Annotated in this window: 9 protein-coding genes; 5 read left to right on the top strand and 4 right to left on the bottom strand. The window is 52.4% G+C overall.

Annotated features, from left to right (window positions below; all coding sequences use genetic code 11):
• A partial coding sequence (locus H6F80_RS01915; protein WP_190789930.1) for an AAA family ATPase occupies positions 1 to 1,209 on the bottom strand: 1,209 nt, incomplete at its 3' end.
• A gap of 204 nt (positions 1,210 to 1,413) precedes the next feature.
• On the opposite strand from H6F80_RS01915, the gene H6F80_RS01910 reads away from it, so the two are divergent.
• The 3 genes from H6F80_RS01910 to H6F80_RS01900 all read left to right on the top strand — a co-directional run bounded on the left by H6F80_RS01910 (position 1,414) and on the right by H6F80_RS01900 (position 5,102).
• Complete coding sequence (locus tag H6F80_RS01910) at positions 1,414 to 2,367, top strand: S1 RNA-binding domain-containing protein (protein WP_190789929.1); 954 nt, start codon at positions 1,414 to 1,416, stop codon at positions 2,365 to 2,367.
• 119 nt (positions 2,368 to 2,486) lie between these two features.
• Positions 2,487 to 4,364, top strand: a complete 1,878-nt coding sequence (locus tag H6F80_RS01905; RefSeq protein ID WP_190789928.1) for an ArsA family ATPase — start codon at positions 2,487 to 2,489, stop codon at positions 4,362 to 4,364.
• 93 nt (positions 4,365 to 4,457) lie between these two features.
• The gene (locus H6F80_RS01900; protein ID WP_190789927.1) at positions 4,458 to 5,102 is read left to right on the top strand and encodes a calcium-binding protein; all 645 of its coding nucleotides are present in this window, start codon (positions 4,458 to 4,460) and stop codon (positions 5,100 to 5,102) included.
• Positions 5,103 to 5,290: 188 nt separating this feature from the next.
• On the opposite strand, the gene H6F80_RS01895 is transcribed toward H6F80_RS01900, so the two are convergent.
• Positions 5,291 to 5,551 carry a hypothetical protein gene (locus tag H6F80_RS01895; RefSeq protein WP_190789926.1) on the bottom strand — a complete coding sequence of 87 codons (261 nt, stop codon included), beginning with the start codon at positions 5,549 to 5,551 and terminating at the stop codon, positions 5,291 to 5,293.
• Between the two features lie 420 nt (positions 5,552 to 5,971).
• On the opposite strand from H6F80_RS01895, the gene H6F80_RS01890 reads away from it, so the two are divergent.
• Positions 5,972 to 6,706: a DUF928 domain-containing protein gene (locus H6F80_RS01890; protein ID WP_190789925.1), complete on the top strand. Its 735-nt coding sequence runs from the start codon at positions 5,972 to 5,974 to the stop codon at positions 6,704 to 6,706.
• A gap of 51 nt (positions 6,707 to 6,757) precedes the next feature.
• Here H6F80_RS01890 and H6F80_RS01885 read toward each other — a convergent pair whose 3' ends face one another.
• A complete protein-coding gene (locus tag H6F80_RS01885; RefSeq protein ID WP_190789924.1) occupies positions 6,758 to 7,660 on the bottom strand; it encodes an ion channel in 903 nt (300 codons plus the stop codon).
• A gap of 400 nt (positions 7,661 to 8,060) precedes the next feature.
• Between H6F80_RS01885 and uvrA the strand changes: the two genes are divergently transcribed.
• Positions 8,061 to 11,105, top strand: coding sequence for an excinuclease ABC subunit UvrA (gene uvrA / locus H6F80_RS01880; RefSeq protein ID WP_190789923.1), 3,045 nt, complete (start codon positions 8,061 to 8,063; stop codon positions 11,103 to 11,105).
• Positions 11,106 to 11,273: 168 nt separating this feature from the next.
• On the opposite strand, the gene H6F80_RS01875 is transcribed toward uvrA, so the two are convergent.
• On the bottom strand, positions 11,274 to 13,242 hold a 1,969-nt coding region (locus H6F80_RS01875; protein WP_190789922.1), incomplete at its 5' end, for a diguanylate cyclase.

Here is a 13,242-nt window from a genome sequence, read left to right as displayed (position 1 = left end):
AGGTGGTCCCCAGAGCAGAATTCCGCGTGGTGCAGTGGCTCTGGTTTGCTGGTAGAGTTCCGGGTACAGCAGTGCGCCCTCAACTGATTCTTGCAGGGTTTGCTTCACCGTTTCCAGTCCGCCGATTTCATCCCAGGTAATCTGTGGCGATTCGACCTCGACCGATCGCAGTACCGAAGGCTTAATCTCCTTGATTGCTTGAAGAAAATCAGCCTGAGTCACGGTCATTGTTTCGGGAATGGCAGCTTTAAGGCTGGGAACCTGACGGCGCAGTGCGGTATAGGCGGCTTTTTGACAAATGGCTTTGAGGTCGGCTCCCACCATGCCTACTCCCAAGTCTGCGATCGCCGTCAAATCGACAGACGCCTCTAGCGGCATCTCGCGAGTTAAGATCTGGAGGATTTCCAGGCGACCTTCACGATTGGGCACTCGGAACTGCACTTCGCGATCGAATCGACCGGGACGACGCAGTGCCGGATCAAGATGATTGGGATGATTGGTTGCCGCTAGCACGATCACGCCGGGGGTTTTGGCAAAGCCATCCATCAGGCTTAACAATTGCGCTACCAGCCGTTTTTCAACTTCGCCTTCGACCTTGCTGCGATCGGGCGCGAGGCTGTCAATTTCATCGATAAACACCAGGCAGGGAGACGACTTGCCCGCTTTCTCGAACAGGCTTCGCAGCCGAGATTCTGCTTCGCCGTAGTATTTGCCGATCACTTCAGGACCGACGATCGCGATGTAGTTGACCCCCAGTTCTTCTGCCAGGACACGTGCTGTCAAGGTTTTTCCGGTTCCGGGAGGTCCGACAAGCAGCACGCCTTTGGGAGGTTCGAGTCCCAGTTTTGCTAACAGATCCGGTCGCCGCAGCGGAATTTCAACCAGTTCGCGCAGCTCTTGCAGCACTTCGCCCAAGCCACCCACGTCTTTCAGGGAGGAGGTTGTGCCAGTCGGAGCCGTCAGGCTGTCGTCAGTTGCGTCATCACCCGGAGCAGCCGCAGCACTGGCAGACGAATTCGGTGCAGGTGAATTTCGCTTAATGCGACTCGTGCCGATATCCGTGCGGGGAATACTGCCCTGACGCGGAATGCTGCTGAGCGGACGGGCGTTGATCTGAACATCAGTTTTGATTTCGCCCTTCTCGATTTTTTCTTCCAGGGCTTTGGCAAGCTCTAGCAGTTGCTCGAAGCCCTTAAACAGTTCGCTCATGGCGGATCTGCCGATAGATGGGATGAAGTGATTCAGTCTTTAGTAATCCCAGGGCGATCGAGAAACGCTCACTGCTTTTTTCAACTGAGACAATAATGGAGCTAGACAGCTTCGGTTAAAGGTTGCGGTGGCTTGAACCTGATCAATTAGCCAGCTTGCGCCGATCGATTTCCTCTATTCCAGGTTCTCATAACCCAGGGCGCTATGAGCTTTGAATTAGGTCGCTTTCCGATCGGTGATGTTGTGATTGGGCGAATTGTGGAATTAAAGCCCAGAGGAGTCTTAGTTGATTTCGGGGCTGAACAGCCTGCGTATGTTCCAGTATCAAAGCTATCTTTAGTTGATATTGAAACTCCACAGGAAGCAGTACAGCTCAACGAAATTAGAGAATTTCTGGTCGTCGGAAACTACGACAGTGAACACGATTTTTTCTTTTCAAATTGTTCGCCTGAGACGTTAATTGATAGCAATCTGCTGTATGAAGCTGTGATCGATCGAGCATCTCTTAATTGTGAACGTCCTGTCAGGCGAGAAGAACTGCTCATACACACCCGAATTCTTGATGTTGAACCGGACGGAGTAAGAGTTAGAGTTCAATGGTTTTTGTGTTCAGAGCGTCCCCCAACGATTACTTTTTCAATCCGAGCATTAGAGCGGCAAACTGCATGGAGACGAATACGACAATTGCAGGCTGAAGATGTAACGCTCCATCTAGAGATCCTGGAGAAGACAAGATATAGCGTGCTAGTTGAAGTTGAGGGATTGCGAGGAGCCGTTAACAACGTTGATAGATGCAAAGAGGAGCTAGTAGTTGGGCAAAGACTTTCTTTAAAGATTTTAGATTCAAAAGAGAGATTGAGTAATTTCAAGCCGCTTGAGATAGAACTGATTCAAAGTTTTACCTTAAACAAATTACGTCAGTTTCAGGTAGGTCAAATTGTGAATGGTAGGGTGCATGTCGTTAAGCCTTATGGAATATGGATTAATATTGATGGCATATATGCTTTACTGCATCGCTCAAAAATTGCTCAACAAATCGACAATCTGAAACAAGTTTTTAAAGCAAATGATTCTGTAAAAGTAACGATTGCAGAAATAAATTTACAGAGGGCACGAGTCAATCTGGAGAGCTGTGAGAAGTTAGCAGAGCAACTTTAAAATGCGCTCTGATCGTAAAGGTTATTTGCGGTGAGCCAGCGTGGATGTTCGTGAGAATTAATTAGGGGAAGACTTTTAGCAGGAGTTCTAAAAAATCACCCCTGTTAAAGTCGATCGCCATGCTGCACTATTTTGATTCGCTGCGTCTGGTTCTGGTGAGCGGGAAAGGAGGAGTCGGAAAGACAACTTTTTCCTGTGGGTTTGCACGTCGGTGGGCGCGGCAGTTTCCTGGTGAGCGGGTGCTACTGCTGTCTACCGATCCGGCGCATTCGCTGGGGGACGTGCTGCAAACTGAGGTGGGAGATGAACCAGGGATAGTCGAGGATTTGCTGAATCTTCGGGTGCGGGCACTGGATGCGGAAAAGCTGCTGCAAGGCTTTAAGGAAAAATATGGCAGTATTCTGGAGCTATTGGTGGAGCGGGGAAGTTTTGTACAGGGCGAGGATTTGTCTCCAGTCTGGAGTTTGAGCTGGCCCGGTGTCGATGAGCTGATGGGCATTTTAGAGATTCAGCGAATTTTGCGGGAGCAGGAAGCCGATCGCGTGGTGGTGGATATGGCTCCGACCGGTCATACGCTGAATTTGTTTAGCCTGATGGATTTTCTGGATAATTTGCTGTCTGCGATGGGCTTGTTTCAGGAGAAGCACCGCTACATCGCCCAGAGCTTTACCGGACGGTGTGACGACGATGAAGCCGATCGCTTTTTGCACGAGATGCAGGCAGACCTGACCGCAGGACGACATCTTTTGCAAAATCCAGCAGTGACAGGGTGTGCGATCGTCGTGATCCCAGAACTAATGAGCTATTTAGAAACTCAGCGATTTATCCAGGCATTGCAGCTGCTTCAGATGCCAATTGGCGGAATGATTGTAAACCAGATTTCAGACGATTCTGCCGGAAACGACCTGAACGGCTTGCAGGAACAGCAGGCACTTTTGGAGAAATTTATCGACATTGCTAATCCTTATCCGGTGCTAGCGATTCCGGTTCAGCCTCAGGAGCCGATTGGCAGTGCAGCCTTGGATCACCTGATTTCTCAAGTAAAAACTCCTCAATCAATGGCTGTTCCTGCAGATCTAGTAGGGTCGATCGAATCACCTGAAAAACTCTCGCCCGGTTTGAGCGATTTTGTGGCAGAAGGAAAACGGCTGATTTTGGTTGGTGGGAAAGGGGGAGTCGGAAAAACGACAATTTCAGCGGCGATCGGCTGGGCCATGGCAGTGCGGCATCCCGATCGACAAATTCGCGTGATTTCGATCGATCCGGCGCATTCGCTGGGGGATGCATTTGGAACCCTGCTGGGACATGATCCGGTATTGCTGGCTGGCAATCTCACGGCTCAAGAAGTTAACGCGCATCGGATACTCGATCGCTTTCGGGAGGAATACCTGTGGGAACTGGCAGAGATGATGAGCGGGGATACAAAAGCAGATTCGCTGAAGATTGCCTACGGTCCTGAGGCATGGCGGCAGATTGTGAGTCAGGCGTTGCCAGGAATCGATGAAATGCTGTCGCTGCTGATGGTGATTGAGCAACTAGAACAGAACCAGCAAGATTTAATTATTCTGGATACCGCTCCGACTGGGCATTTGCTGCGCTTTCTGGAAATGCCTGCTGCGTTGGGGGATTGGCTTGCCTGGATTTTTAAGCTGTGGATCAAGTATCAGGACATCGCTGGACACACGGAACTGATTGGGCGGCTTCGCCATTTACGGCAGCGCGTCATGCAGGCACAAAAGCAGCTCAAAAATCCTGCCCATACTGAATTTATCGGCGTAGTGCAGGCACAGTCGGCGATCGTCGCAGAAGCAGAACGTCTAACCCAATCCCTCCTCCAGCAGGGTGTTTGCCAGCGATACATCGTCCATAATCGTTTTGAAATGGGGCAGTCGATTTCGGCAGAATTTCGGGAACAAACGATCGCGCGTTTACGTCCGTTATCACGGGGACTTAGACCCTCTGCCCAAATTGAGGCAGCCGCAGACTTATTGTTTTAGGTTTTGTTTTGTTTTAGGTTTTGTTCTAGGTTTCGGTCTTAGGTTGATTTGGTTTATTTCAGGTTCTTGCTTTGAAGCCTGGAAGGAGGAATCATGGCGATCGGACTGGGGTTCGGCTTTCTTTTTGGCGATTACTACGACAATGATTATTTCTTCAGACCCAACGATGACGAAATCATTGGCTCAGATAGAGATGATGAAATTGATGGAAACGACAGCGATGACGAGATCTATGGTCGCGACGGGGATGATGAGATTGACGGCGAAGATGGTGACGATGAACTCTACGGCGAAGATGGCGACGATGAACTGCTAGGTAGCAGCGGTGACGATCAGCTTGTAGGTGGCGAAAACGATGATGACTTAATCGGCGGAACGGGGCGCGATCGGCTTGACGGCAGCAGCGGTGACGATCGGCTGCGGGGCGATGAAGACAGCGATCGGCTATTTGGCGGCAGTGGCGAGGATCAGCTCAATGGCGGCATCGGCAGAGACACGCTCACGGGCGGCAGCGACACAGATGTTTTTGTGATTCGCCGTCGGGGTGGACGCGATCGAATTACAGACTTTGCCAACCGTCAGGATCTAATCGGGTTAGAGGATGGGTTGCGCTTCCGCGATTTGACAATCGTTTCGCGGGGGAATAGCACAATCATTCGGGCAGGTCGCGATCCGCTTGCAATTCTGACTGGAGTGCAGGCAAACACCATTACGGGCAGCGATTTCACGATCGTTTAGAAATCCCTGATCACTTTTGCTTGATCGCTGTTGCTTGATCGCTTTCGGTTAAAATAGGGCATTCTGGCGCAGGGGTGGCTATTTTTAGACAGAGCTTGAATTCAGTAATTGGATTCGCCTGCTTGTATGGATTGCGTAAAACGGTTGTGTGAAGCACCCCCGCACAGCCTTTATCCTTTAGCTCAATTTCATTCTTCGTCTGCTGAGTCGGCTTCTGCCCATCTTCGCTTCATATCAGCCGCGATCGCCGCTCTAGTGTTGAAACCCCGCTTACGGTATTCCTCTGCAAGGGGTTGCCATGGCTCTGTTGGATCAATAGCACCTGGAGCACCTGAAGCCATACGTCCGGCAATATGCCCGTCACTGCATACAAAGCCCCACACGATATCAACGTAATACTCGTGAAGTTCTCGCTTGAATCGATTGGCTTGAATTGGGTCGTTCGTCATAATGCTCAATTTTGAAGTTTGCCAGACTCGCTGATCGTACAAATAATTCCCGAAGTGCGATTCATCTCATTCAAATTCAGGTGCCCAAATTTCAGAGACAGGAAGTTCCCAGCCAGGTAACAGCTCTGGAACCGTCAGCACATCTCCATCTTTCAGCACCTCAGCGTCTTCAACCCTTGTGATCTTAGGGCGTTTTCACAGTTTCGCGTTTCTGTTTCCACCCCTTCAAAAAGCAAACATTCTAGAAAGAAATGGGAACAAAACGGCTTTGCAATCGATCGTAGAACCGCAAGGAACATACCAGAAATTTACAGGTATTGCATCACAAAAGCATTAATTTCTGCGGACTGTAGAGCAGCAGCAGTGAAGTAATGAGTAAGTTCCCCTAAATTGTTAACTCGTCTCTCTATCAGGAGCCGCATGATTCGCCCCCTGCGTCGTTTTGCCCAATCTACGATCGCCCTGCTGCTGACGACTGGCATTCTCTCTTCAATGGCAACTGTTGTACTTGCCCAATATGTTCCGCCCGATCGCGGCTTACCCGGACGGCGAGAAGGCGGTGGCACCAGAGGCGGATGCGCGTTGACCCAGCCCACCCTGACCGCACTGATTCCGAGTCAAAACTTTGGTGTAACAGTACAGGAACACCCAACTTTCTTCTGGTACGTGCCTCAAACGAATGCCACGACCGCAGAATTTGTGCTGATGGACGGCAACCAAACCGTTTATGAAACGACGATCGCCCTGCCCAAAACGGCAGGAATTCTGCAAGTCAGCCTGTCCACCGATGGGACTGTACCTCCTCTCACGATTGGCAAAGATTATCAATGGTACTTCTCGATTATTTGCAATGCGGATGATCGATCGGGGGATTTACTCACGCGAGGCTGGGTGCAGCGTCAGGCACTAACTCCAGATTTGGCGGCTAAACTGGCGCAGGTTCCTGTGGTTGATCGATCGACGGCATATGCGGCAGCAGGCATTTGGTACGACGCGATCGCAACCCTGGCAGACTTAAGGCAATCGTCCAGTCCGGCTGAAACGCAGCCCAGCCAACTCTTAAAGGAGCGATGGAACACTCTGCTGGAATCTGTGGGCTTAGAAGCCTTTGCTGACCAGCCGTTTATTGCTGAACCAACAATACTGAACCAATAGTACTGAACCAATACTGAGCCGCCAAGAAACCAGGGGAGAGAAATCTTCCCTCTATTCGATCGGCATCGCTTTGTGAAAATCGCGATAGTCGATGTAGCGGTGTCCTTCAGGCGACTCATGAAAGATATCAACAAAGCGACTGTTCCACAAAATGTCTTGGGGAGCGTAGTTGTGGCGGGCGTGCATGGTTTGAGACACAGTTTCATCAAGCCCGTTCAGGGAAACGGCGATCGTTGCTCTAGACTGACGAAGTGATTCGGTCGTGGCCGCGTACAGAGGGCTGTTGGGATCGAGCGCGTGCATCGCAGTCCAGCTCAGGGTAAAGCTTGGCGTTTGGCTACGAAGCAGGGGCAGATCGTAAAAGCGGCGCATCGAATTGCCCTCGGCGGTAATTTCATCTCGCATCAAATAGACCCGCATCTGGGCTTCCAAAATGAGATTGCGGCGGCGATTGGCAGCACGAAACATCAGCGTTGGGATTCCTTCATGGGGTGCAACGACCGCAACCTGACTGAACATGACTCGCGCCGTCGGACGAGAAAATCGGGCAAATGCCAGTCCGGTGAGCAGGGCAATTCCCAAAATGCTGACGATCGCCTCAATGGTTACGATCCAGTTAGCATACAAAGTCTGCGGGTGCATTGCCCCATAGCCGATCGAGGCAAGCGTCTGGACGCTAAAGAAAAATGCGTCGCTAAACGAACCGGGTCGCGCATTGGCAATGCCGTCTCCCCCCAGCAGATACAGCAGGGCAAACAGCGCGTTGGTTAATACATACAACAGCACGGTTAAAAGCCCAAACCCCTGCCAGGGAATCGTCAGCAGCAGATGATATGGGTCACGCCAGTAGGAGTACCAGCGATTGCTGCCCAAGACCTGAAAGCGTCCATCCTGCACTCTGACGCGAACGATCGGTAAACGGGCAACAGCCTGAGTGAGCAGTTTGCGATTCATGGGGAACGGGGCGAAGGGGCAGTTGGGCGGAGCGGCAAAGCGGTGATTTGAGACGTGGTGAAGGTGCTACTGGGTCCTCTAAATGGGCCCTCTAAATAAGGAGACCCCTGAGTCAACAAACCAGTCAACTTTGGGGGACGGTTCGGGACACAATCTCGGCTTTGCAAATGTCCCGTCGAGCAAAGTTAAGTCGAACAATGTATGAGGCAAATGTACTAAGACAAACGATCGCGCTAACATAAGGGGTTGTACGATTCTATCAATCTCGCCCTCGGCAGAATTTAGGGACAAACGGTAGAATTATTAAGATTCGTCGCCCTAGGTTACGTCTGTCTCATCTTTCGAGTTTCGCCCTTTTTGTTTCCCCCTCTGCCCCCTATCTCCCCCTGCTTCCCTTCCTATGATTCAGCGCGTTGACCCCGCCGATCGTCTGCCTGCTGCGGTTGCTCCTCTTAAAGGAAGTCAGTCACTTTCAGATTCGATCGCAGACCTACAGGATACGATTCGGATTCGGGGGGCACGGCAGCACAATTTGAAGAATATTGATCTGGAACTGCCCCGCGATCGATTAATTGTGTTTACAGGCGTTTCGGGATCGGGCAAGTCTTCGCTGGCGTTTGACACGATCTTTGCTGAAGGGCAGCGTCGCTATGTCGAATCGCTCAGTGCCTATGCCCGGCAGTTTTTAGGACAGGTGGACAAGCCCGACGTAGACGCGATCGAAGGCTTGAGTCCTGCGATTTCGATCGACCAGAAATCCACTTCTCACAACCCGCGATCGACCGTGGGCACGGTAACAGAAATCTATGACTATTTGCGTTTGCTCTACGGACGGGCAGGCGAACCCCACTGTCCCCACTGCGATCGATCGATTGTGCCCCAAACGATTGATCAAATGGTCGATCGAATTATGGAACTGCCCGATCGCACCCGATTTCAAATTCTGGCTCCGGTCGTGCGCGGCAAAAAGGGAACCCACAAAAAACTGCTGTCGGGGCTGGCGGCTGAGGGCTTTGTCCGGGTGCGGGTTGACGGCGAAGTGCGGGAATTGTCGGACAATATTGAGCTGGAGAAAAATCAGTTTCACGATGTCGAAATCGTGGTCGATCGCCTTGTCAAAAAAGACGGCATTCAGGAACGCTTGGTGGATTCGCTCTCGACTTGTTTGAAGCGATCGGAAGGAGTGGCGATCGTGGAGGTCTTCTCAGACGAAAACAAAGTGATTGCGCTGCCGACCAATCCTGATTTGCAGCTTGCCGTGCTTCCTTCGATGGCAGCCGAACCTGCGGGGCGCTACGGCAAATCTGAAGAGGACTCGCCTAAATCCGTCGATCTGGTCTTTTCAGAAAACTTCGCCTGTCCCGAACATGGCGCGGTGATGGAAGAACTCTCGCCTCGCCTGTTCTCTTTTAACTCGCCCTACGGAGCCTGCCCCCACTGTCACGGACTGGGAACGCTGCGAACCTTTTCGCCCGATCTGGTTGTGCCCGATCCGAAGCTGCCCGTCTACGCTGCCGTTGCACCCTGGTCAGAGAAAGATAATACCTACTACTTTTCGCTGCTGTACAGTGTGGGGCAGGCATTTGGCTTCGAGATCCAGACCCCCTGGAACCAGCTCACGCGAGAGCAGCAGCAGGTGTTGTTGCACGGTTCTGAGGAGAAAATTTACATTGAGGCGGACTCGCGCTATCGCGACAACAAGGGCTATCATCGCCGCTTTGAAGGCATCATTCCGATGCTTGATCGCCAGTACAAGGAATCCACCTCTGACCTGTACAAGCAAAAGCTAGAGCAATATCTGATCGATCAGCCCTGCGAAGTTTGCGGCGGCAATCGCCTTAAGCCGGAAGCATTAAACGTTCGGGTGGGACAGTATCGAATCAAAGAACTGACCAGCGTTTCGGTGCGGGACAGTCTCGATCGCGTTACCCAGATGCACCTTACCCCCCGTCAGGCACAAATTGGTGATCTGGTGCTGCGAGAAATCAAAGCGCGGCTGCAGTTTCTGCTCGATGTGGGGCTAGACTATCTCACCCTCGATCGCACAGCAATGACGCTTTCTGGGGGAGAAGCACAGCGCATTCGCTTAGCTACGCAGATCGGTGCAGGACTGACGGGAGTATTATACGTGCTGGATGAACCCAGTATCGGACTGCACCAGCGCGACAACGATCGCCTGCTTAACACCTTGGTCAAACTCCGCGACCTGGGCAATACACTAATTGTGGTGGAACACGACGAAGACACAATTCGCGCTGCCGATCATCTGGTGGATATTGGGCCGGGTGCGGGAATTCACGGCGGCTCAGTCGTCGCACAGGGAGAGCTCAATGACTTACTGACGGCAGAAGCTTCGCTCACTGGAGCCTATCTGTCGGGACGCAGAGGAATCGAAACGCCTGTGGAACGCCGACCGGGGAACGGTCGATCGCTGCTTCTTAAAAATGCTCACCGCAATAACCTGCGCCATCTGGACATCGAAATTCCTCTGGGTAGACTGGTGTGTATTACGGGCGTATCCGGTTCTGGCAAATCAACGCTGATTAACGAGCTGCTTTACCCGGCACTGCAACACCACTTTGGTCAAAAAGTGCCCTTTCCCAAGGAGCTTCAAGAAATCAAAGGACTGAATGCGCTTGATAAAGCGATCGTGATCGACCAATCGCCGATCGGACGCACGCCGCGATCGAACCCTGCCACCTACACGGGCATTTTCGACTGCATTCGTGATTTGTTTGCAGAAACGATCGAGGCAAAAGCGCGGGGCTATAAGCCGGGACAGTTTTCGTTTAACGTCAAAGGTGGACGCTGTGAGGCTTGCAGCGGTCAGGGCGTGAACGTGATCGAGATGAACTTCCTGCCGGATGTGTATGTACAGTGCGATGTCTGCAAAGGGGCACGCTACAACCGGGAAACGCTTCAGGTGAAATACAAGGGATTTACGATCGCCGACGTGCTGAACATGACTGCCGAGGAAGCCCTCCCCCTGTTTGAAAACATCCCCAAGCTCAATGCCCGGCTGCAAACAATGGTGGATGTCGGGTTGGGCTATGTGCGGCTGGGTCAAACGGCTCCTACATTGTCCGGTGGAGAAGCTCAACGACTCAAGCTGGCGTCTGAACTGTCGCGCCGCGCCACAGGCAAAACCCTGTATTTGATCGACGAGCCGACGACCGGGCTTTCTTTCTACGACGTTCACAAGCTGCTGGACGTGCTGCAGCGCCTGGCAGATATGGGGAATTCGATCGTTGTCATCGAACACAACCTGGATGTTATTCGCTGCTCCGACTGGGTAATCGATTTGGGTCCAGAAGGCGGCAACCGGGGCGGTGAACTCATCGCCGCAGGCACTCCCGAAGAAGTCGCGCAAAACCCGCGATCGTACACAGGGCAATACCTCAAAAAGGTGCTGGCGCAGCATCCTTCGGCGAGAGCAACGGCTTAGCGTTTGTGTGCAGCACGGTTTGTAGACTCTCCGACTTGCCCCCCTAATCCCCAATTCTGGGAGAACTGAGCGAATTACGCCTACGTTCAAAGTCCCCCAGAGTTGACTCATTTAGGGGGGGCGATGTCGCACCTCAGATACCCGTTAAACAACCCTTCGAGACGGTCTCTATCGAATCAGCTGCCGCAATCGCTGAAGGATCACCGTAACCGAGCAGGGCATCAGCAGCACATCCGCAACGCTCAGGGCTTGAGCCTCTTCAAGCAGGGCAGACTGATCGAGCAGCAAGATAATCTGCATCCGGTTTTTGACCTCGGCTTTGAGCTGCCGCAGAACGGTTAAACCATCCCAATCAGTGGTTTGCTCAGCCAGCAGCATCAGCGTGGGAACCCCAGGAAGGCTAAACGTAGGATTCTGCAAATGCTCGATCGCCGCCTCACCGCTCTGAAGCCACTGCATACTGTAGCCTCGAATCTCAAACGATCGCCGCAAGCTTTGAGCAAATTCCAGGTTGGGATGCACGACAGCAACCGAAGCTCGGATTGGAACTTCAGCCACTTTTCCCGGAGTTGCAGGGCTGCGGGTCGATTGCCAGTGACTGGCTACAATTCGACTGCGTCCGCCCCGCTTTGCCCGATAGAGTGCCGCATCAGCCGCTCGGTAAAGCACCTGCAAAGCGGTTCCATCTGCTGGAAACTGCGCCAACCCTGCACTAAAGCTCACTTTCAGCAGCTCTCCGGTCAGGCTGGTAATCGTCTGCGCCTGCCATTCTTCCAGCATATTGGCCAGACGATCGATGCTGTCTTCACTGCTAATGCCGTACATCCCCACAACAAACTCTTCGCCGCCCCAGCGTGCTACCAGATCTCCGCTACGAAACTTTTGCTGCAAAAACTGCCCGAACTGATGCAAAATTCGATCGCCCTGCGCGTGCCCGTAGCGATCGTTGATCTGCTTGAAATGATCCAAATCGAGGATTGCCAGACAAAAGGGCTGTTGAAAATCGGTCGCGAACTGAATGAGCTGTGTCAGGGTTTTCGTTGAGTGCTGGCGATTGGCAACGCCCGTTAGCTCGTCAATTTCTGCTCGATCGCGCAACAAGCGGCTGCGTTTGAGCCGATTGAGAACCCGCAGCAGCAGTTCCTCAGGCACGATCGGCTTTGTCACATAGTCATCTGCCCCAGCCCGAAAGACTTGCTGAATCGTTTCGCGATCGCTGCTCGTGGTCAAAAAAATGACAGGCAGCCAGTTCCACTGAAAGTCATGCCGGACGGACTGACATAGATCTAACCCGCTAATCTGCGGCATCCTCAAATCAAAAATCACCAGATCGGGCTGAACCGATCGCAGCGTTTCCCAAAACTGAGTCGAGTCGCTCAAGCAGGTGAGCTGAATTCCCTCTGGCTCCAGCAGGGCACGCAGCGAGAGCAAAATTTGCGGATCGTCATCGACTGCCAGCACTTTCGCATGAAGCGGTTCCGGAGGCTGAAGCACCTCGGTCACGGCGCGAAAAATCTGTCCGGGCGTGGCTGACTTGGGCAAAAACAGTTGTCCACCGAGCCGCAGCGCATTCACCCGCTCGATCGATCGGTCTTTGAGGGAAAAGATCAAAACGGGAATTGGATCATCTGCCGCCGCCAATTCTGCCAACAGGGCTTCCGGTATTCCGGGTAGCGTTGGGTCAAGCAGCACAGCCGCTGGACGCTCCTGCTGAATCTGCGCTCGTCCCTGTTCGATCGTTGCAGCCACCACAACCCGCATTTTCCAGGCAATGGCTTCTTGTAATAAGCTGTCGGTCAGCTCTCGATCGCCGTCAATCACTAGCAGGATCGGCTGAGCAACAGAAGCAAGATTCGCAGGAGCAAGACCCGCAAAAGCAGGAGCGGCAGGAGCAGGATCAGCCGTCGTCCCGATCGCAGGCAGTCCAAGCTGCTCATCTCGATCAACCAGTTCCGCCTGCAGATCCTCAATTAAGCCGTCGATCTGGGACAAACACTCAGCCGTATCAGTTGCTGGAATTTCAGAATAGGAAATCAGCAGCTTTTCGATGCTGCAAGCAATCTGGGATGCGTCTTGAAAGCCAAAAGTTCCAAGGGAGCCAACCAGCTTGTGCGCCGTTTGGAGCATCGGTTGAATG

The organism is Leptolyngbya sp. FACHB-711 (assembly GCF_014695615.1).
Taxonomy (GTDB): Bacteria; Cyanobacteriota; Cyanobacteriia; order Elainellales; family Elainellaceae; genus Leptolyngbya_A.
This window is presented reverse-complemented; position numbering and strand designations above follow the sequence as displayed.

What these genes read in the sequence shown, in the direction of transcription:
- H6F80_RS01910 (WP_190789929.1), top strand. Translation starts at nt 1,414, where the DNA reads ATGAGCTTTGAATTAGGTCGCTTTCCGATCGGTGATGTTGTGATTGGG.
- H6F80_RS01905 (WP_190789928.1), top strand. Translation starts at nt 2,487, where the DNA reads ATGCTGCACTATTTTGATTCGCTGCGTCTGGTTCTGGTGAGCGGGAAA.
- H6F80_RS01900 (WP_190789927.1), top strand. Translation starts at nt 4,458, where the DNA reads ATGGCGATCGGACTGGGGTTCGGCTTTCTTTTTGGCGATTACTACGAC.
- H6F80_RS01895 (WP_190789926.1), bottom strand. Translation starts at nt 5,551, where the DNA reads ATGACGAACGACCCAATTCAAGCCAATCGATTCAAGCGAGAACTTCAC.
- H6F80_RS01890 (WP_190789925.1), top strand. Translation starts at nt 5,972, where the DNA reads ATGATTCGCCCCCTGCGTCGTTTTGCCCAATCTACGATCGCCCTGCTG.
- H6F80_RS01885 (WP_190789924.1), bottom strand. Translation starts at nt 7,660, where the DNA reads ATGAATCGCAAACTGCTCACTCAGGCTGTTGCCCGTTTACCGATCGTT.
- uvrA (WP_190789923.1), top strand. Translation starts at nt 8,061, where the DNA reads ATGATTCAGCGCGTTGACCCCGCCGATCGTCTGCCTGCTGCGGTTGCT.